The 18,381-nt window shown below is 68.3% G+C and carries 19 protein-coding genes and 2 pseudogenes; 15 read left to right on the top strand and 6 right to left on the bottom strand.

Features of this window, described 5'->3' with window-relative positions; genetic code table 11:
* The first annotated feature begins 21 nt into the window (after positions 1 to 21).
* Positions 22 to 795, top strand: coding sequence for a DUF5994 family protein (locus H4687_RS48320; protein ID WP_318787732.1), 774 nt, complete (start codon positions 22 to 24; stop codon positions 793 to 795).
* Positions 796 to 2,094: 1,299 nt separating this feature from the next.
* Here H4687_RS48320 and H4687_RS44405 read toward each other — a convergent pair.
* Positions 2,095 to 2,580: a DUF5994 family protein gene (locus H4687_RS44405; protein ID WP_046914639.1), complete on the bottom strand. Its 486-nt coding sequence runs from the start codon at positions 2,578 to 2,580 to the stop codon at positions 2,095 to 2,097.
* A gap of 151 nt (positions 2,581 to 2,731) precedes the next feature.
* On the opposite strand from H4687_RS44405, the gene H4687_RS44400 reads away from it, so the two are divergent.
* From H4687_RS44400 to H4687_RS44375, 6 genes are all read left to right on the top strand, one after another.
* A complete protein-coding gene (locus H4687_RS44400) occupies positions 2,732 to 2,983 on the top strand; it encodes a hypothetical protein (RefSeq protein ID WP_046914638.1) in 252 nt (83 codons plus the stop codon).
* 156 nt (positions 2,984 to 3,139) lie between these two features.
* Positions 3,140 to 3,688 (top strand): DUF5994 family protein, encoded by a 549-nt coding sequence (locus H4687_RS44395; RefSeq protein WP_050399440.1) that lies wholly within the window; start codon positions 3,140 to 3,142, stop codon positions 3,686 to 3,688.
* A 358-nt stretch (positions 3,689 to 4,046) separates the two neighbouring features.
* Positions 4,047 to 4,394, top strand: coding sequence for a hypothetical protein (locus tag H4687_RS44390; protein WP_046914637.1), 348 nt, complete (start codon positions 4,047 to 4,049; stop codon positions 4,392 to 4,394).
* A gap of 147 nt (positions 4,395 to 4,541) precedes the next feature.
* Positions 4,542 to 5,138, top strand: coding sequence for a DUF5994 family protein (locus H4687_RS44385; RefSeq protein ID WP_225967010.1), 597 nt, complete (start codon positions 4,542 to 4,544; stop codon positions 5,136 to 5,138).
* Positions 5,139 to 5,148: 10 nt separating this feature from the next.
* Positions 5,149 to 5,424 (top strand): hypothetical protein, encoded by a 276-nt coding sequence (locus H4687_RS44380; RefSeq protein WP_046914635.1) that lies wholly within the window; start codon positions 5,149 to 5,151, stop codon positions 5,422 to 5,424.
* 68 nt (positions 5,425 to 5,492) lie between these two features.
* Positions 5,493 to 5,804 carry an STAS domain-containing protein gene (locus tag H4687_RS44375; RefSeq protein WP_046914634.1) on the top strand — a complete coding sequence of 104 codons (312 nt, stop codon included), beginning with the start codon at positions 5,493 to 5,495 and terminating at the stop codon, positions 5,802 to 5,804.
* 368 nt (positions 5,805 to 6,172) lie between these two features.
* Here H4687_RS44375 and H4687_RS44370 read toward each other — a convergent pair whose 3' ends face one another.
* From H4687_RS44370 to H4687_RS44360, 3 genes and pseudogenes are all read right to left on the bottom strand, one after another.
* Positions 6,173 to 6,310 carry a hypothetical protein gene (locus H4687_RS44370; RefSeq protein ID WP_159026125.1) on the bottom strand — a complete coding sequence of 46 codons (138 nt, stop codon included), beginning with the start codon at positions 6,308 to 6,310 and terminating at the stop codon, positions 6,173 to 6,175.
* A gap of 626 nt (positions 6,311 to 6,936) precedes the next feature.
* Positions 6,937 to 8,355 carry a non-reducing end alpha-L-arabinofuranosidase family hydrolase gene (locus H4687_RS44365; RefSeq protein WP_046914633.1) on the bottom strand — a complete coding sequence of 473 codons (1,419 nt, stop codon included), beginning with the start codon at positions 8,353 to 8,355 and terminating at the stop codon, positions 6,937 to 6,939.
* Positions 8,356 to 8,936: 581 nt separating this feature from the next.
* Positions 8,937 to 10,479: pseudogene (locus H4687_RS44360) on the bottom strand (ISL3 family transposase).
* A 382-nt stretch (positions 10,480 to 10,861) separates the two neighbouring features.
* Between H4687_RS44360 and H4687_RS44355 the strand changes: the two are divergent.
* Complete coding sequence (locus tag H4687_RS44355) at positions 10,862 to 11,308, top strand: hypothetical protein (protein WP_046914630.1); 447 nt, start codon at positions 10,862 to 10,864, stop codon at positions 11,306 to 11,308.
* Between the two features lie 63 nt (positions 11,309 to 11,371).
* On the opposite strand, the gene H4687_RS44350 is transcribed toward H4687_RS44355, so the two are convergent.
* Positions 11,372 to 11,929 (bottom strand): hypothetical protein, encoded by a 558-nt coding sequence (locus H4687_RS44350; RefSeq protein ID WP_159026124.1) that lies wholly within the window; start codon positions 11,927 to 11,929, stop codon positions 11,372 to 11,374.
* Positions 11,930 to 12,195: 266 nt separating this feature from the next.
* On the opposite strand from H4687_RS44350, the gene H4687_RS44345 reads away from it, so the two are divergent.
* The 3 genes and pseudogenes from H4687_RS44345 to H4687_RS44335 form a co-directional block, all read left to right on the top strand.
* Positions 12,196 to 12,960 (top strand): IS5 family transposase, encoded by a 765-nt coding sequence (locus H4687_RS44345; RefSeq protein ID WP_046914629.1) that lies wholly within the window; start codon positions 12,196 to 12,198, stop codon positions 12,958 to 12,960.
* A 256-nt stretch (positions 12,961 to 13,216) separates the two neighbouring features.
* A complete protein-coding gene (locus tag H4687_RS44340; protein ID WP_179859921.1) occupies positions 13,217 to 14,020 on the top strand; it encodes a class I SAM-dependent methyltransferase in 804 nt (267 codons plus the stop codon).
* A 93-nt stretch (positions 14,021 to 14,113) separates the two neighbouring features.
* Positions 14,114 to 14,649: pseudogene (locus H4687_RS44335) on the top strand (transposase family protein); the annotation flags it as partial.
* Positions 14,650 to 14,849: 200 nt separating this feature from the next.
* On the opposite strand, the gene H4687_RS44330 reads toward H4687_RS44335, so the two are convergent.
* A complete protein-coding gene (locus H4687_RS44330; protein WP_050399438.1) occupies positions 14,850 to 15,164 on the bottom strand; it encodes a hypothetical protein in 315 nt (104 codons plus the stop codon).
* A gap of 184 nt (positions 15,165 to 15,348) precedes the next feature.
* On the opposite strand from H4687_RS44330, the gene H4687_RS47830 reads away from it, so the two are divergent.
* The 4 genes from H4687_RS47830 (at position 15,349) to H4687_RS44315 (ending at position 18,240) form a co-directional block, all read left to right on the top strand.
* The gene (locus tag H4687_RS47830) at positions 15,349 to 15,474 is read left to right on the top strand and encodes a hypothetical protein (protein WP_257034248.1); all 126 of its coding nucleotides are present in this window, start codon (positions 15,349 to 15,351) and stop codon (positions 15,472 to 15,474) included.
* A 101-nt stretch (positions 15,475 to 15,575) separates the two neighbouring features.
* Complete coding sequence (locus H4687_RS44325) at positions 15,576 to 16,487, top strand: alpha/beta hydrolase (protein ID WP_046914628.1); 912 nt, start codon at positions 15,576 to 15,578, stop codon at positions 16,485 to 16,487.
* A 212-nt stretch (positions 16,488 to 16,699) separates the two neighbouring features.
* Complete coding sequence (locus H4687_RS44320) at positions 16,700 to 17,107, top strand: DUF4345 domain-containing protein (protein WP_050399437.1); 408 nt, start codon at positions 16,700 to 16,702, stop codon at positions 17,105 to 17,107.
* Between the two features lie 434 nt (positions 17,108 to 17,541).
* On the top strand, positions 17,542 to 18,240 hold the full coding sequence (locus H4687_RS44315) for an SDR family oxidoreductase (protein ID WP_046914627.1): 699 nt from the start codon (positions 17,542 to 17,544) through the stop codon (positions 18,238 to 18,240).
* The last annotated feature ends 141 nt before the right edge of the window (positions 18,241 to 18,381 follow it).

Genomic DNA, 18,381 nt, shown 5'->3' with positions numbered 1-18,381 from the left:
ATCCAGGCCAGGGAGTCACGTATGCCGCTCACTCCGACCACGTCCACGACGGTCACACCGTCGGGCACCGGCCCGCTGCCCCAGGGCCACGAAAAGGACGTCCCCCTTCCCGGCGCCGCGTTCCTCGCCCTCACCCTGCTCTCGTTCGGCAAAAGCGGGCACAACCGCCACCACGCCGACCCCGCCAGCGCCCGCCACGGCGTCGCCTGTGGCCGGCTCGACCCGTCGGCCGCCGCCATCCGTCTCCTCGAACGCCTCGGCCGGGTGCACGACGTCCGTCGGCGGAGTCCGGCCCGCGCCGCCACCCACCGCGCCCGATATCAACCATCCGTCCATGTACGGCAGTTGGCAGGAGATCTCATGACCACCGCACTACAGCCCCCGCTTCCCTCCCATCCCCTCCTGCGCCTGCGCCTGGCACCGCGCGGCGGCATGCCCCGCCTCATCGATGGAGCGTGGTGGCCTAGTTCGTACGACCTGCCCACCGAACTTCCCCGGCTGCTCGCCGGCGTGCCGCGCGCGTGGGGCCATATCACCAGCGTCACGGTCAACGGGGCGACATGGTCCGCGGTGCCCGGCCGGATGCTCGTCTCCAACCAGGTCGTACGGCTGCACAGGTCCCTCACGGCATCCGCCGCGCACACCATCGTCCTTCTCGCGCCCGGCCGGGGGCGCTGGGACCTGACGGTCGTGCCACCGAATACGACCGAGGAGGCCGCGGAACCGCTCATGGCGGCCGCGGCTGACGGGGCGGCCGGGGAGACGCGAGAAGCTGTGAAGAAACCTCGATGTTGATCGCGTGGGTCCGGGCAGGGTCAAGCGCGTGCGGCGAGCGGTCCGGTGCGGACTGCGCTGCCCCGCGTGAACGGAGAGGCCGACGCTGTACGGACGGGTTTGTCGACGGGCGGGTGCACCAGCCAAATTGGATTCAGCCCCAGCTCAACCGGGCCATGAGGACTGAGGCCGGGGCCGCAAGCGGCTCCCCCGCGGAGGCGGCTCCCCCGCGGAAGCGGCTCCCCCGCGGAGGCGGCTCCGGTCCGCCCGGGGCCCCTGCCCCAGGTCCCAGGATTCGAACATCCTCTTGCTGACCGTCGTGCGGTCTCCCGCAGGCATGCGTCTCCACACCCGCCGAGGGCGGCAGGTCTGGGGCGCCGAAACCGTGGAACCCGGACATCGAGTTCGCGGTTCGGACCAGAGCCGCGGGTCGGCGTGCTCGTGCGACTGACGATGGTCGCGCGAGCGCGTGCTGCCGGGTCGACGTGTGGCCGTGACGCTCACCTGGGTGCGCTCGTTGCTGGTCGATACACGGCGCACGCGTACGTGCGTCGGCAACTCACGGCAGACCAGGCCGCGCCTTCCGGTGAACCGGGCCGGTGAAGGCGGCCTCGGGCAGGTCCATGAACCCGAGGCCGCCGTGGCCGGTGGCATGCGGCTGGATTGCCCCGAGAACTGTCTGCAGGTGCCGGTTCGCAAACCCGGACTGCGGGCCTCACGGTTGGCTGAACCCTGATCCGCCGCTTTGCTCGTGGGACCGGGTGGCACCCGGTCCCACGAGCACGTCACGGACGCGAATCACGCGGAGCCACTCGGGGAGCAGATGCTCATTGTCAGCGCAGACTGGTGGGGCGGGATGGATGCCCTGGGGGCCGGGCAGGATCCGGACCCGCCGGGGCGACGGCTCCGGGGAGTGCGGTGGCTGGATCGTCGGCCTTGCAGCCCACCACCTTCTTCGCGGGCTCGCTGGTCCACTGCCGCACCCCGATGCGTTCGTTCAGCTCCGGAGGTGTCGGTGCATGACGTCCGGAGCCGACGCCCCATCACCGGCCGGTTCAGCAAGGCCAGCCGCACTGACTCCCGAACTCACGCCGAAACGCCATGCACGGAAAACGACACAGGCAGCCCCCATGCGTACCTGCCCAGGGCCGCGGGAATTCAGCAGAGCGTCGTGGGGATGCGACCGCCGCGGGTGGTGGGGGCAGCCTTGGCTCGTGCCTGTCCGAACTCACGGCACAGTCGTCTCCCGCGCCTTCGAGAGACACGGTCGTCCCGGCGCCGACACCCCAGTGGCACGACGGCCGCCTCGGCCGACCGGCGTCACGTCTTCGGCGCTGCCCGGTCGGTACCGGTGTTGATGAGGATCTGTTCGGCTTGCGTGGTGTTGTCGGCGCGGACGGCTTCGGCCATCGCGGTGCGTGCCGCCTCGGGCGTCGCATGCGGCGGGATGACGAGGAGGGAGAAGTGGTCCTGATCGCCCCTGGTGAGGAGGACGGTGTCGTCGCCGACCGGGAAGGAGTCGATATGGACGACGCGGTCGTCGACGAGCAGTCGCGTCGGCAGCGCGTCCCAGGCTCCGGCGTCCAGGCCGACGCGCGTGAGCGGCCCGAGGTACTCGGTCAGTGCGGAGATCAGGGCGGGAAGCTCGGCTGCGATATCACGGGAGGACGGCCACCACGCCCCGTCGAGGACGCCCCGTCGGTCATGCGTGGTCTGCAGCCGAACGACAGCCGTCCCCGGCTTCACCGCCTGGTGGACGGCGTCCGGCAGGAGCCTGATCACACGCGAGGAGCCGGAGTCGGACATGACACTCGCCTGTCTGCGAGAGGTACGGAGTGACTTCCTCGTTTCACGGTACTCCGTGGTCCGCAGCCGTCGGAAAGCTCGCTGGTCACACGGGCCGGAGTAGGGTGAAAGATCCAGCCCACGGATCCATGCCCAAGAGGGAACGGTCGTTATGCAGCCCCAGGAAACGCCCCCCGACGGACACGCCGACGTACGTATCGTCGCCGCCTCTCCCGAGGTCGCCCGCCGGGTCGCGGAAGTTCTCCGTCGCTGCTTCGCCTCCACAGAACAGCGCAGCTATCCCGCGGACGCCGAGGGAGGGACCCGCCTCGAGCTCACTGTCGACACCATAAGCGCGGCAGAACCGGCACGGTCCTGGCTGGACACCAGCCGCTCCTCGGGCCAGGACGGCCCCCGGAAGTGACGGGATCTCCGGAAGCGCTCCGTTCGGCCTCTTCGGGGAGTAGCGTGAACCCATCGGGAGTACTTCGCGCACCGGCCCCGATACCGGTGTCGTTCCTGGTGAGCAACGGCACCGGGCGACTGCTCACACGCAGGGGCTCGGAGACGGGTTCGCACGATGTCCGCGATCACCGACCATCCCTCGCCGCGCGCCGTGCCCTTCAGGGCCCCGACCGCACGCCTCGCCCTCAAATCCTTGTGCCCCTCCCCGGGGCAGGCCGAGCTGGACGGCGCCTGGTGGCCCCGCTCCCGTGACCTGAGCGACGAACTGCCCGCGCTGGCCGACGTACTGGACCCGCTGTGGGGGCGGATCACCCGTATCGCCGTCAACCCCCGCTACTGGCCGGTCATCCCGCAACGGATTTTCGTCAACGGCCATGTGGTGAAGGTCGGTTGGTTCACCACGGAGCTGGACCCGCACAAGATCCTGCTGCTCTCCGGAACGTCGGGCCGCTGGGACCTCCTGGTGATACCTCCAGAGGCCAGCGCCCCGTCGGCCGCCCGGCTGATGGCGGCCGCGAGCGCGAGCACCGCCCCGCAGGCGACCGCGACCGCTCTGATGACGGCGGAACCGGTCGACGCCCCCTCCACATCGGCCGACGCCGACACCGGACGGCCCGACCGGCTGACCGCGTCGATGCGGTCATATACGCCGCCCCGGCCGTAGGAGGCGGGCCGGATCGCGTGGCCACCGCGTTGACACGGACCGTCGTCGGAGGCGGAAAGGCCGCAAGGTGCCGGGACATTCACCTGCGGAACGCACGGCGAAGCATTCCGCCCTTCCGCCTCGCCCGGTCCCCGCGAGAACCCACCCACCGGACAACAGCGAGGCCCGCCAGGACCGTTGCACGGAGCATCAGCAGCCAGGCACAGACGATGAAGGGCAGGATCACGCAAGAGCTCGGCCGGGGCACCCGCAACCGGCGACTGCAACACCGAGGCAGGAACGACCGCGTCTCCGGAAGCCTGAAACAGGCCGGGGAGAAGACCAAGGACGCCTTCAGGCGGAACGGAAGTGGCCCCCGATGATGTACGACCAGACACGCGCCCGGCAGCCCGCCGGCCAGACTCCGGGCCCGGCCGGACGCCGCAGCCCGAGTCCGGAGCCGCTGCTCCCGTCCGGCGAACAGGACAAGATCGTCCACCGCCTCCGGCACGCCCTCAACACCTTCGCCGACACCCCGCTCGCGGCGCTGGAAGAGGCCGAGAACGCCTACGACGAAGCCACCGCCCAACTCGTGCACGCCCTCGCGGAACGACGGCGCCTCCTGCGCGCCGGCTGGCAGGACCAGAACCCCGACGCACAGTCCGAAGAACTTCGACACGCACTGAGGCAGTACCGGGAGATCACCCAGAGACTGCTCCATATCTAGGCGGCCACTACGCCGCGTCGCGGCCGAGCGCGGAGTAGTGTCGACAGTACCGAGGGCATTTCGCACACCGGCTTCCACGCCGGGTCGTTCTCGGCGAGGGATGAAACCCGGGCCGCCGCAGAGGCGGCCCGGAGACGGGTCCGCATCATGCCGGCGACCTTGCACCCCACCCTGCCGCACCACGAGCCTGTCGCGACCCCGGCCTCGCGTCTCGCCCTCAAGACAGACGGCGCCCCCCGCGGACTCCTGGATGGTGCCTGGTGGCCCCGCTCCCGAGACCTGCTGAGTGAACTGCCCGCGCTGACCGACATGTTGGACCCATTGTGGGGCCGCATCACGCGCATCGCCGTCAATCCGAAGTACTGGCCGGTCATCCCGCGCCAGGTTCCCGTGGACGGCCACAACGTCAAGGTCGGCTGGTTCACCCCGGAAATCGACCCGCACAAGCTGCTGCTGCTCTCCTACGGCACCGCTCGCTGGGACCTGCTGATCGTCCCGCCCGAAACCGCAGCGGCGCCGGCGGCCCGGCTGATGGCTGCCGCATCCCACTCCGACGCCCCGCCCCTGACCGCGAGCGCGCTCATCGCTGCGGACGAGGCCCAGCACGGCGTCGCCGCGACCAACGAGCCACTGGACCCGGACGAGGCATGGGAATACGAGGGCGGCGCCGCCGCGGTGTCCCGGGCCGTCCCGCACCAACCCGGTCGGGCCACTCGGCCCAGCCGCCTGATCGTCGGTATGTGAGGCGGCCGTGATGAACGTCTTCCTGACGGCCGCCGCCTTCATCGTCCTCATCGCAGCGGGGGCATACCTGATCCACCGGCTCAACATTGAGCACGCCGAAAGAATCGCCGTGCACCGCTACAGCGCCCCCCTGCCGGGCCGCCGCGGACACGGCACGCCGCTACCTCCGGTGGAACCCGGCCGGTCCCAGTCGCCGACCTCCGGCGAGCGACGGGACCACCGCGACGGGGGCCGTGGCCGCTTCCCGCCGCGCCGCCCACGCAGCCGTACCACTCACCACAGGTGACCAGCCGGTTTCCGTCACCAAGCCATCGAACCCGCAAGTGGCGGCCGGGGCCCACGAACCGAGGCATCATGACCCTTCCGCAGCTGAACATCTACCGGCACGACCGGGGCACACGCGCACTCATCACCCTGGCCGGCGAGATCGACCCGGTCACCGCATCCCAGGTGCGGACCGCCCTGGAGCGGTGCCTGTATGACGGCATCACCACCATCGACGTCGACCTGACCACCGTCAGCCTCTGCGACACCAGCGGCCTGCGCGTCTTCCTCGACGCGTCGCGACACGCCGCCGAGACCCACACGTCCCTGCGACTGCACTACCCGTCCCCGCAGACCGCACGGCTCCTCGCAGACACCGGCTCCGATCGAATACTCCTCTGATGAACCGGGCGCGCGGGAACAGCGGTGCGGAGATGCCGCTTTGACGCGGCGAGTCCGGCACCTGGTGGCTGCTGTTGGTGGTGTGCGGTGGGGGCAGAATGTTGGCGATGCCAGGCGCGCGCTCCGGCTCGCACTGCGGACGTTCTGCGCGCCAGTGGACTGGTTCTTCGCCATGACGTACTCCTTGGCCCGGCCGGGCCACGCCCTGCTGTTACGACTGGCGTGGACACGAGGGAACGCAGAAACGAAGTCATGGATGGGGTCTCGTTCTGTCCGTCGTCCACTGCGGGCATGGCTCGGGGCTCTCCGGCGTGAAGGGCCCGGAGCCAGTGGTGGCGTCGGTCGGGGAGCCGTCAGCGAGCTGCGAATCAGGTGCCAAGCAACTCGTGAACCGCCTCCGAGGTCGCGCCGCGAAATTTCAGATGGACGGCGAAGCCCGGCCTGGTGGCGCCGCCCTTGTTTCGTAAGCAGCCAGTCTCGTCGCCGGACAGGGTGAAGTAGTCCACCACCCCATCCAGGCCCGGATCCCGCCCCACCGACAGCCCCTTTCGGCACCCCGTTCCCAGCGTTCTGGACTGGACTGTATGGGCGCCGGTGGGTCGTAGTGGTGTAGGCGGTTGTTGTGGGGCCGAAATGGGCGGGAACCTCCACCGGGCGAGGCTGAAGTGGGCGAGGAAGACTGACGCTCCACAGCGCACCGCGTGACGGCGGGGGCGCGGCGACATCGGACGCTGGGCCCCCGCCAAGCCGCGCCCTGGGAACGTCATGGCTGGTCCCTGGGGCCCGTGGCGTCTTGTGGAGCGAGGCTCATCCTTCGTTCGTCAGGGTTTTGGCGAGGAGTTCTCCGGATCCCAGGGAGCGGAGCAGGGGGCCGATGAGCCTGCGGGTCATGGTGCCAGGTGCGTCACGCAGTTCGGCCAGCGTGGCGCGCCGGTGCACTCCTCGTAGGTGTCGCCGCTGTACCTGTGGTTGCTGGGAAAGTGCGACTGCCTGAAGGGAGGAACCCCGGCCGACGCGCGGCTGGGGTTCCTCAAGGCGGTGGGTCGGTCAGCGGGTGGGTCAGCCACGTCCTGGACAGCTCGTCCACGCGTCGGTCGGGACGCCCCGCGTCGCGATCACCGGGACAGGGCGGTCAGCGCTGCAGGGTGAGCAGGCCCGGCCGGTACGGCAGTTTCAGGTAGTCGGGGTCGTTCGCGTTGGGGTCCCTGCCCTGGTAGAGGAACTGCAGGTTGCAGGGGTCGATGGTCATGGTCTGGTCGGGGTTGTTGCGGACCAGGTCACCGTGGCTGATGTCGTTGGTCCAGGTGGCGCCGCTGTTGGCCTTGCCCGCGAAGGGGCTGCTCTCGCTGCCGGCCTGCACGGTCCACGGACCGTTCAGGCTGGTGGCGGTGAACGAGCGGAAGTAGCGCCCGTTCGAACCCTTCGCCTCGACGATCATGAGGTACTGGTTCTGGCCCTGGACCTTGTAGACCTCCACCGCCTCGAACAGTTTGTCCTCCGTGTCGCTCATGACCGTCGTGTACGACGAGCCGAAGCTGCTCGGGAAGTTCCCGATCGGCATGGTCGACTTGAAGATGCTGCCCTTGTCATTGGCGAAGAACAGGTACATGTTCTGGTCGTCGCCGATGATGGTCGGGTCGATCGGGCCGCCTTCGGGGAGGCTGCCGGTGAACAGCGCCTGCGGCGCGGACCAGCCGTTGGGGTTGGTGGGGTCACTGGACGTGCGGTAGGTGAAGGGCCAGTTGGTACCCCACCCGTTGGAGATCAGCACCCAGGTGTTCTTGGGCGCGAAGTAGAACAGTCTGGGCGCCACCGCGAGCTGGCTCATCTGGGTCTGGCCGGCCGCGGCCATGTCGGACCAGTTCGTGAAGGGACTGACCATCATCGAGCGCCATCCGTCTGCCGTGGCGTTCGTCGCGTAGACCAGGTGCTTGCCGTTGTACGTGACGGTGGTGAAGTCCTTCAGCGAGTACCACCCGTTCGCCGGCTGCGCCAGCGGACCCGTCGAAGTCCACCGGTAAGTCGACGGAAGAGGACACGAGTTGGTCGTGCCGGACAGGCCGGTCCACTTCTGGTTGTTGGCGCCGGTGCAGTTCCACAGCTGCACCGCCGTGCCATTGGCCGTGGCGCCCCCACTGACGTCCAGGCACAGCCCGGACTCCACGGCGACGATCGTGCCGTCGGCGTTCACCCGCCACTGCTGGTTCGTGCCGCCGTTGCAGGACCAGATCACCGGCCGGGTGCCGGCCGCGGTGGCGTGACCGGGAACGTCGAGGCACTTGTTGCCGTACACGGTCAGCTGATTGCCGTCCGTCAGCGTCCACTGCTGGTTGGTTCCGCCATGGCAGTCCCAGATCTGCACGTTCGTACCCTCGGCCTGACTGGCGCCCGACACATCGAGGCACCGGCTCGAGGCGACCCCGCGCAGCGCGCCACTGGTGGCCGCCTGAGCGGGACTGGCGAGGAGCGTCGCCGCCAGGGCAGCCAAGGCGGCAACGGTAGCGGCGAGCACCGCAGACGGGTGTTTGCGGCTGAATCTACGTCTGTGCATGCGAACCTCGTGATCCTTAAAGCTGGCGGTTCCGGTTCGCCTGTCAGAGGCTGTCCGGAATCCGGCGGGGCGCGGCCCTAGCGTGTTCGATATGTCAAACACGGGTCGAAGTGTCGATCGACTGGATCATATGATTCCGGTGAACTGCGTCAATATTTCTCGCACGATTCGCCAGCCGAAATCGCAGATTGAACCAGACGGCTTCGGGTTCCGTGGTTATACGGGTCTCTTGGCATGACGGGGAGGTAGCACTGCGTGCGGGCACGGGCTTGGTGTGGTGCCACGACAGCGCGTGCGCCGACCATCAGGCGCGCCTGTGCCTCGCCGCCCTGCTCTGGTTCAAGACACTCGAAAGCACCGGCGTTGAGGGAATCGTGGCCAAGCCGCCCCGGTCGTCCTACAAGGCGGCCGCGTGTGGGCGAAGGTCAGGCGCGCGGAGGCGCTGGAGGAGGGCACGATGGGCGGGGTGGCGATCGTCAAGAAACACGGCGAACCGTGGATCAGGGTCTCCCCGCGCGGCAAGCAGGGGGAGTGTCTAATCAACGGCCCTGTCTCACATTCGGTGGTGACGGAGTGTGCTGTTATCCGAGGAGGATGCGGTGCCGGAGCAGGGTGAAGCCTGCTCGTCCGTGCATCTGGCGCGCGATCCGTTTGGTCTTGGTGTTGACGCCCTCGGTGGGGCCGTTGCTGTACGGAAGCGTGAGCCCGGCGATCACGGCGTCGATGTCCCGGTCCAGGCCCCGGGTGAAGGCGTGGAGGTGGGGCAGGTCGGCTGTTCGGACTTGGGCGATCCAGTGCGTGAGCGCATCGGCGTTGTCGGGTGTTGCGTAAGGAGCGGGGCGAAGTCTCCTGGGCCTGCGGCCAGTTGGGTCATCTCGGGGCAGGCGGCGGTGAGCTTGACCAGGAGCTCGTGCTGCTCGCGCTTGAGGTTGTCGGGTCTGGTCAGCAGCATCCGGGCGAGCCGGCATGGCGAGATGTGGCTGCGGTCGGCGTCCGCGCGGCCCTGGTTGATGTACTTGTGCAGAAGGTTCAGGCAGCCCGTGAAGCCGAGGGTCTTGATCTCTTCGAAGAGGTGCTGGACGGGGACGGCGGGATCTTCGGCCCGGCGTTTGCGCAGATGCTCGCGGCAGGGGTCGACGAGGCTGGCGCGGTACTTGGGGACGCGGAGCATGCGCTCGGGCCGGTCGGCTCGGGCGTGGCGTTTGACGGTGTTCAGGGCCAGTTGCAGGCGGCGGGCGCATCGAGCAGGCCCACGCCCTTGTCGAGCAGGCCATGAACCTGATGCCAGCGTTCGAGGGTGGTCTGAGCGCCGGGCCCGTCGTAGATCGGCGCGTCCAGTACGGTGGCCCAGCAGGCACTGTGTGCCTTCACCTCGCTCAGGGCGGCTTCGCACAGGTTCTTCCATCAATGCCAGCGATCACCGACTTGCACCGCGTCAGGCAGAGCACGGCGGATGGCCTCGGCGTAGGTGGCTGAGCCGTCGCGGCACACGACCTCGATGCCCGGATGCCCGCGCAGCCAGGCTTCCAGCGTGTCGGCGGTGCGGTCGGGCAGTACGTCGATCCGCTCATGGGTCTCGGCGTCGATCACCACGGTGGCATAGCGGTGCCGCCGGCGCAGGGCGAAATCGTCGACGCCGATCACGCGGGGCACCCGCCCGGTGGGCAACGGGATGCGTAGCAGGGTGCGCAGGGCCGTGTGACGGGACAGGCCCACCGCGAGTATCGCCGGCAAAGGTGATCCCGCCCGGCCCGCCAACTCTTTGACCACGGCCTTGACCTGCCTGGTCGGGCGAGCGGTGCGTCGCTGGTATCGCTCCAGCACCCCGGGCACCTGTTCGCGGAGGGTGTGGCGGCAGCCTTGCGTGGGACACACCGGACGCCGCACCCGCACACGGACCACCACCCGTCGCCCGGACCACCACCCGTCGACCGGAACGTCGGCCACCGTCCGCCAGTGATAGCCGTGCACCTGTCCCGACGAGGCCCCGCACACCGGGCAGACCGCGGTGTCCAGCGGCGTCCGGGCCCGCACCACGATCCGCTCACCCTCGTCGGCCACATCCTCCATGACCAGTGGGGACAGACCCGAAAACACCGTCTGCACAAGCTCGTTGACACCCATCACATGAAGGTCAACAACCCTGACAACTCTCCGTCACCACCGAATGTGAGACAGGGCCGTTAAGTTGACGCACCCGCCTTGGGCGCATCCGGCGGAGGTGCGGAGCTCTGCTGGGATGCCCAGATGCAGCCCTGCATCATCGCCGTAGTGACCTTGCCCGTGAAGCCTGCTGCTGGCGTCAGCCGGTCCTGGCACCAGAGAAAGACGTTGTCCGCCATGCCGGATCCTGGGTTCTCGCCTTGCTTGGCGAGAGCGGCGGCGAAGTCGTAGCCGCGCTCGCATTCCATGCGGCGTCACTACACCACAACCGTCGCCTGCTCCTGTGCGTCCCAATACTGAGCGCCGGCAAAAGCCGGCTACCCCGGGGGATCGGGACCGAGTCATGCAGAAGTACGCGATTATCCAGCACATCACGCGGTTCTTCCGGCCCCCGCGAGATGCAAGACGACAGCCGCCCACTTTCGCCCGGCAACTGGCGGGGCTCTGGCTGTTCGCGCTCGCCTTCGGGGCCGGTCTCAGCGCGTTCGGCTGGGACGACGATTTCGGCATGGCGCTGCTGCTCCTCTTTTATGGCGACATCATCGATGGGGTACGGCACCGCTGGCCGGCCGCGCTGGCCGCGGTAGCAGTCCTGTGGGGTGCCAGCCGGCTCACAAGCGCCGTCCTGCCCGGCTCCCTCGACGATGCCTGGGCGCAGAGCGTTGCCTCCGCTGTCGGTGTCACGCTCGGGCTGGCAGTGAGCGCCGCGATCACACGGCTTCCGGAGCGCCGACTACATCGGCCCGCTGGAGGACACGACTCCGGGTTCGGCGGTCAAGATTCTCGGTAAAGGAGAGCGCCGCCGACCTCGGTGACAACAAACCTGCCTTTGTGACACCTATCGCGCTTCAGCTCAGGATTTTTTTATAGCCGGTTCTGAATTCGTCCGTGTCAGAACTGAAAATCTATGGACTGGACGTGCGTGAAATCCGCGCGCAGTCCGGTGCATGCCGCAGCTGTAAGAGACCTCCCCGTCGTGGATCACCGGCACGACCCACGCCCGGACCAGGGCGCCGACCAGGTCGTCCGCGGTCCCGGCGGCCGCCGCCTCGCTCGCCAGGGCCAGCCACCGCTCCCGACCGCAGGCCACCCCGCTGGACTCGTTCTTCACCGCGGTGGCTCCGTTGGCCAGCAGGGCAGCGGTGACGGCCAGCGCCCGGCGGGACACATCGAGGCTGGCGACCTGGGAGACCGGCGGTGACAGGACATAGGCGACCGAGTCGTGTGCGTCCACCGCGGCCCAGTCGTCGTCGCCGAACTCGTCGACGCCGGTGGCCCGGCGGGAAGCCACCGCGACGTCGAACGCCTCACGTATCCGGGGGTCAGGCTCCCGCTGGAACTCGTCGAGCGTGAAGTCCCCCGCGCCCGCCTCCTCGACCACCCGGCTGATGACATCGGGATCCAGGCCCACGCCGATCGCGCACAGCACGTGCCTCGGGCGTCACACCGGACGCCGGGACCACGAAGCGCGTGCCATCGATGACGTGTCCTTGCCACACCTTGCTCATCCGCCCACCATCGCAGATGCGCGTACGACGTTGTGATCTCTGTGGCGCCAACAGACATTGAGCCTTTTCCAACCTGCTTCTGATGTCCGGTAGTTGGGCTGACAACGTGGTGAAGCCCCTGGTAGACGGGTTCACGACCAAGATTCCCTCGCCCCACCAGAGGCTTCGTGTGCTTGGCTACCCGTCTGGGCTGGACGTGTCCAGCTCTGCCCTGCGCTTCTTGTCCACCGAGCTCCGCCGACGCCGTGAGGAGATCGGCACCCGCTGGCGGCGGCTGACTCCGGGCCGGCAGGCCCTGCTCACCCTCGCCCATCTCCGCAACGGCCACTCGTATGCCCAGCTCGCGGCTGGGTTCGGCATCGGGACCACGACCGCCTATCGGTACATCGCCGAGGCGGTGGAGGTCCTGGCAGCTCTCGCTCCGAGCCTTGCAGAGGTGGCACGCACGGCATCGACGAAAGCGTTCGTCCTGCTGGACGGGACCTTGCTCCCGACCGATCGCATCGCCGCGGACCGGCCCTTCTACTCAGGCAAGCACAAGAAGCACGGGATGAACGTGCAGATCCTTGCCGATCCGGCCGGCCGACTGCTGTGGGCCTCACCGGCCCTGCCCGGTGCGATCCATGACGTCCGGGCCGCTCGTGAGCACGGCATCGTCGATGTCCTCACCGATGCCGGCATCACCTGTTGGGCCGACAAGGGCTACCGAGGGGCGGGAGGCACGCTCCGCGTCCCATATTGGGGCCGCTGGGAGAACCTCTCCACAAATCAGCAGGCCGTCAACCGGTCCCACGCGAAGATCCGAGCCCTCGTCGAGCAGGCGATCGCCACGCTCAAGACCTGGCGAGTCCTGCGCAAGCTCCGCTGCTCAACCACCCGCATCACCAGCCTCGTCCATGCCGTACTCACCCTGCATCTGGCCAGCTCAAGCTGAAGTTGGATGGCTGTGCCTAAAGCGCTCCGCGGTGTACGCGCGCTTGCCGGCCTCGGTCCCCATCGCGGCCGATGGGGCGCCGGTGTAGTGGGGACCTGCGTCGGTGCGGCGTGTCGCGGTTTCCCACGAAATCCGGTGGAGTCTCAGCGGCCGGAAGTGGTTGGGTCCTGCTCAATGCTTCGCTGACACGGCCCGGCACAGTGCGAGGCGCAAGGTCCGAATCGCAGGCGCGGTCTAGCCCGCGTGTCGTCGAGTGATGGAGGTTATCGCGGTGGCTGGTTATGGGGCGCTTTCCGACGTATACGAGTGGCTGATCGGGGACGACAGGTTGACCCCTGCCCAGGCAGCCGCGGTTTACTACAGCGATGTCGTGGGCTCCCTGCCGCCCAACGCGCGCGTCCTCGACTGCGCGTGTGGAACCGGCCAGCTCGCCGTCGGTCTCGCGAGTCTTGGCCTTGACGTGGTCGCCGCAGATGCCAGCAATGGGATGGTTCGCCGGACCGAGAAGGCCGCCGACGAGCAGGGTGTCTCGCTTCGAGCCCTCCGCGCGAGCTGGGACGAGCTGCCCGACCACCTGGAGGACTCCACGTTCGATCTGGTGTTCTGCGTCGGCAACTCGCTCGGGCACGCTGAGGGCGCAGCCGGGCGCCTGACCGCACTGGAAGCGATGTCGCGGCTGTTGAATCCGGGCGGACGCCTCGTGCTCACGTCACGCAACTGGGAGCTCGTGCGCTCCGCCGGCTCACGGGTAGACGTCCGCGATCGACTCATCCGCCGCAACGACCGGGATGCGGTCGTCAGCTACTACTGGCAGATCGAGCAGCGCTGGGAGCAGGAACACTTCCTCGAGATCGTGGTCGCCCAGATCGAGTCGGATGGGGCAGTGCGAGCCTGCTCGGAGCGGTTGTCCATTTGGCCCTACCGGTACGAGGACCTCGTGGCGCAGTTGCGGAGTGTCGGGCTCACGGTGCAGTCCACCACCTTCGACCCCGAGAGCGATGGATACCTGGTGGTCGCCAGCCGCGACCAGGCGCGAGGCACGTCCGAGCCGGCGCGCTGATCCGCCTTTCGTCGTTGTTGCCGACCTGCCGGCTCGCGACCGCCTGCAGCGGGTTCTTCGCGAAGTGTTCAGCGCTTGAATCGGTTACTGCGGGTGCGGTCCCTCGCCGCGCTGGCTTGCGACCTGCGGACCGCCGCCTGCACCGCCTCCACCAAGGCATTCGTGATCCTGGACGGCACGCTGCTGCCGATCGACCGAATCGCGGCCGACCGGCCCTTCTACTCTGGGAAACATGAGAAGCACGGTATGAACGTGCAGATCATCACCGATCCCGCCGGGCGACTGGTGTGGGCATCGCCTGCACTGTCCGGCGCGGTCCGCTACATCAAGGCCGCGCGAACCCACGGCATCATCGACGCCCTGGAGGAAGCGGGCGTGGAGTGCTGGGCCGACAAGGGTTACCGGGGCGCCGGCGGCACCGTACGGCTGCCCTATTGGGGTCGCTGGGAGACGCTTTCCACAGGCAGCAGGCTGTCAACCGCTCGCATGCAAGGATCCTTACGCTCGTCGAGCAGGCCATGGCCACCCTCAAGACCTGCCGGCTCCTGCGCAAGCTGCGATGTTCCACGACTCGCATCACCAGCCTGGTTCAGGCCGTCCTCACCCTGCATCTGACCTGCTCAAACTGAGGTTGGAAACAGCTCATTGTGGTCCGGCCCGTTCACGCGGCTCCCCTCGTCTCCGGGAAAACAGGGGCACGGGAACGGTCGGTCACGTCCGACTCCACCTCGGGTCGGCCTGACCGTTGCAGGACCACAGGACGAGCTTCGTGCCGTTGGCGTACTCCGCGCTGCAGGCGTCCAGGCAGAGACCGGGTGCGACGTCTCACCTAAGCACGGGACATTCTCATCAAGTGCCCCTCCTGGGTTGCATTCCAGGAAGAACTCGACAGAGCCCAGGCGGAGGGAAGTGCCGCAAACGCTGGGGATCTCCCGAGATGACCGGGCGGCGCCGCACCCAGCATCTCGCGCTGCTCGCGGAGCCGGTCGGCGACCGCGGAAGCGACCAGGTCGTCCTTGGAGTCGACATGGGCACAGAACGCACCGTTGGTCAGCCCCGCATCCGCCATGAGCGCGGCGATCCCCGCCGTCGATGCCGTCGACTTGAACTGGCGGCCGGCTGCCTCGATGATCCGCCGCCGCATCGCCTGCTTGCGGTCTCGTCCGCATCACACCCCGCACACTCCTGCACTCGTCCGACCGGCGGCCGCCCGCCGTCTCCGAGCACGTTGACGTACGACCATAATCTTATTTCCCCCAACCCGTTGCCCCCGCACCCTCCCGCCTTATAGTCGTATGAACGTAATATAAATGACCAGGGAGCTGACGATGACAGCGACACGGCCGGTGGCCCTCGTGACGGGTGCGTCCCCGGGCATCAGCGTGCTGCACCGCATCGTGGCGACCCGGACCTTCGACAGGAGCGGCCGCAAACTCAGCCGGATGCCCGGCTGACGCTCGCCGCCGAGCCGGCGAGCACGGCTTACCAGCACCTTGTTGCATCACCGAACCGGCTGGGCACGACCAGCGTGCCCAGCACAGACAGGAGTGTCATCGTGGGAACCAGTCCGCAGGCGTGGCAGTTCGCGCAGTTCCTGGAAAGCGTGCGCGCCAAATCGTCCACGCCGGGCCTCGACCTGGGCGTTGTGCGCGACATCGTCGAGACGCACCACCTGGCCTCGACCGAACCGGAAGGCGTCACCTACGCCGAGGCCGACGCCGGCGGCGTCCCCGCCCTCTGGTGCATCCCCGCCGACGCGGACCCCGACCGGGCGCTGCTGCACTTCCACTTCGGCGGCTCGGTCACCGCGTCCGTGCACTCCGACCGCAAGGCCGCCGGCCACATCGCGAAAGCCGCAGGGATCCGTTCACTGGTCGTGGACTTCCGACTGGCCCCCGAACATCCCTACCCGGCACAGCTCGACGACGCCGAAACCGCCTACCGGTGGCTGCTGGCGCAGGGCTACCAGCCGCAGAACATCGGCAGCACCGGCCACTCCATCGGCGGCACCCTCGCGATCATGCTGCCGCTGCGGCTCCTCGCCAACGGCGAACCCACCCCCGGCGCCATCGTCAGCATCTCACCGTGGACCGACCTCACCATCGCCAACTCCAAGGTCGACGAGAACGAGGAAAACGACAAGATGCTCAGCCGCAGCACCCTCGAACTCTTCCGCGGAGCCTGGCTGCAGGACCCCTCCCTGGACTTCGCCGACCCGAAGATCAGCCTCGTCAATGCCGACCTGACCGGCCTCCCACCCACCGTCGTGCACTACGGCGAGTACGAGACCCTCGCAGGCGACGGCGCCGAACTCGGACGCCGACTCACCGAATTCAAGGTCACCTCCGAGGTCCACCCGATGCCCGAAGGACAGCACTCGTTCATCCTCGCCGCCGGCCGCGTACCCGAAGTCGACCAGGCGATCGCGCAGATGGGCCAGTGGCTGCGCCGGCATCTCGGCGCCTGACCACCGCATTTCACACGTCACCGTTCCGGTGATCTTCCGGGATCCCGCCCGGACAGGCCGTATCAGGCACCTCACCGAGAGGGTCGCTGCCCAGCTCAAGGCGATTCTTCATCCGATGCCGGCCATGGCGGCGTCTTCCGACATCACGAGCAAGTCGTACCGCATGTTCTGGCGCTTCTTCGATGAGAGCCCAAACCGGAGGTATCAGAAAGATGAGTCTGAAGAAGATGGTTCTTGGTTCCGCGGGGCTCGGGATCGCCGTGATCGGGCTGATCTATCTCCTGGCTCCCCACCTCTTGCTCGACGTCTACGGGGTCGACATCCAGTCGCCGTCGGAGGCGAACATTTTCAGGAGCGGTTCCGGGTCACTGTTCGTAGCCCTGGCGATCCTGTTCTGCCTGGGAGCCTCCAACACGCGGTACACCAGGACGTCGCTCATCACGCTGTTCACCTTCATGAGCGGCCTGGCTGTGGGGCGCGTGGTCAGCATCGTGGCGGACGGGTGGCCCCATGCGCTGCTGATCGCCGTTCTTGTCGTCGAGGCTTCCTACGCCGCCGCCGCGGCCTATGCGTTGCGGGCGGAGGACTCCTCCCCGCAGCTGAGGGAGACCGCCGCCTGACAGTCAACGCCCACGTGCGGCAGGGCGCACGACAGCAGCTCTCGATGCGGCCGGCTGAAGGCATCGCTGGATTACGAAGCGGGCCGTGACGCGCAAGTGCGGCGTCGGCCGGCCGACGGTGCGGAGCGCGCTGCTCGGCGTCCCGCTCGGCGGGACTACTCGGTCTGAAGTAGGGAGACCGGCTGCACGACATGCGCCCTGCCGATGGTCCGCGGGCCGGCCTAGTTCAGGCCGAAGTACTTGACCTTGCCCGCGTCGATCAGGTCCTTGACGGCGCTCGGGCAAGGTGCCCGGCGCAGCGTCGGTCGCCAGGCGGATCGGTTGCGATCGCCGACTCAACCCGCTTACGATTATGATCGTAATTCAATAAGGGCCACATCAGGCCACGCCATCAGCGCTCTTGCCATCTCCCCTCCACTTCACCGGGAACCTTCATGGACCTCTCCGCCAGCACCGCCCTTGTCACCGGAGCCAACCGAGGCTTCGGCCGGGCCCTCGCCGCCGAACTGCTCAGCCGCGGCGCCACCGTCTACGCCGGCGCCCGCAACCCCGACCAGGTCGACCTGCCCGGCGCCAAGCCGATCGCGCTCGACATCACCGACCCCGCCTCCGTCGCGGCCGCCGCCGCGGCCACCGGCGATGTAACCATCCTGGTCAACAACGCGGGATCTTCCACCGGCGCCGACTTGCTCACCGGCGACCTGGACGACATCCGCCTGGAGATGAACACCCACTACCTCGGCACCCTGACGGTGGCCCGCGCCTTCGCACCCCAGATCGCGGCCAACGGCGGCGGGGCCATGCTGAACGTCCTGTCCGGCCTGTCCTGGGTCAGCTTCCCGGAGTTCGGCGCCTACTGCGCCGCCAAATCCGCGGAGTGGTCACTCACCAACACCCTGCGCGTGCAACTGGCCGACCAGGGCATCCGGGTGGCCGGTCTGCATGTCGGCTACATGGACACCGACATGGTCCGGGCCGTCGACGCGCCCAAGTCCCACCCGGCCGACATCGCGCGCATCGCCGTGGACGGTGTCGCCGCCGGCGCCTACGAGATCCTCGCCGACAACGCGGCCCGCCAGGCACAGGCCGCCCTGTCCGGGGGCGTATCGGCGCTCTACCCGCAACTCCCCTGAGGAGGGCCGATCCTCGCTGGCCAACCGCCAGACACGTCCACCAAGGGAACGTCCTGACACAGCATCACAAAGCGACCGGTTCGGGAGGCAGTGCGGTGGGGGCCGCGGTCATCATCAGCATGGCCGGCTTCATCACCGCGC

Origin of the sequence: Streptomyces stelliscabiei (assembly GCF_014873495.1) — a bacterium.
Classification (GTDB): domain Bacteria; phylum Actinomycetota; class Actinomycetes; order Streptomycetales; family Streptomycetaceae; genus Streptomyces; species Streptomyces bottropensis.
This window is presented reverse-complemented; position numbering and strand designations above follow the sequence as displayed.

Coding starts and splice junctions, on each gene's coding strand:
- H4687_RS44405 (WP_046914639.1), bottom strand. CDS start 2,580: ATGTCCGACTCCGGCTCCTCGCGTGTGATCAGGCTCCTGCCGGACGCC.
- H4687_RS44380 (WP_046914635.1), top strand. CDS start 5,149: ATGAACGTCTTCCTGACGGCCGCCGCCTTCATCGTCCTCATCGCAGCG.
- H4687_RS44355 (WP_046914630.1), top strand. CDS start 10,862: ATGCAGAAGTACGCGATTATCCAGCACATCACGCGGTTCTTCCGGCCC.
- H4687_RS44315 (WP_046914627.1), top strand. CDS start 17,542: ATGGACCTCTCCGCCAGCACCGCCCTTGTCACCGGAGCCAACCGAGGC.
- H4687_RS44320 (WP_050399437.1), top strand. CDS start 16,700: ATGAGTCTGAAGAAGATGGTTCTTGGTTCCGCGGGGCTCGGGATCGCC.
- H4687_RS44400 (WP_046914638.1), top strand. CDS start 2,732: ATGCAGCCCCAGGAAACGCCCCCCGACGGACACGCCGACGTACGTATC.
- H4687_RS44340 (WP_179859921.1), top strand. CDS start 13,217: ATGGAGGTTATCGCGGTGGCTGGTTATGGGGCGCTTTCCGACGTATAC.
- H4687_RS47830 (WP_257034248.1), top strand. CDS start 15,349: ATGACAGCGACACGGCCGGTGGCCCTCGTGACGGGTGCGTCCCCGGGC.
- H4687_RS44365 (WP_046914633.1), bottom strand. CDS start 8,355: ATGCACAGACGTAGATTCAGCCGCAAACACCCGTCTGCGGTGCTCGCC.
- H4687_RS44375 (WP_046914634.1), top strand. CDS start 5,493: ATGACCCTTCCGCAGCTGAACATCTACCGGCACGACCGGGGCACACGC.
- H4687_RS44330 (WP_050399438.1), bottom strand. CDS start 15,164: ATGCGGCGGCGGATCATCGAGGCAGCCGGCCGCCAGTTCAAGTCGACG.
- H4687_RS48320 (WP_318787732.1), top strand. CDS start 22: ATGCCGCTCACTCCGACCACGTCCACGACGGTCACACCGTCGGGCACC.
- H4687_RS44395 (WP_050399440.1), top strand. CDS start 3,140: ATGTCCGCGATCACCGACCATCCCTCGCCGCGCGCCGTGCCCTTCAGG.
- H4687_RS44385 (WP_225967010.1), top strand. CDS start 4,542: ATGCCGGCGACCTTGCACCCCACCCTGCCGCACCACGAGCCTGTCGCG.
- H4687_RS44390 (WP_046914637.1), top strand. CDS start 4,047: ATGATGTACGACCAGACACGCGCCCGGCAGCCCGCCGGCCAGACTCCG.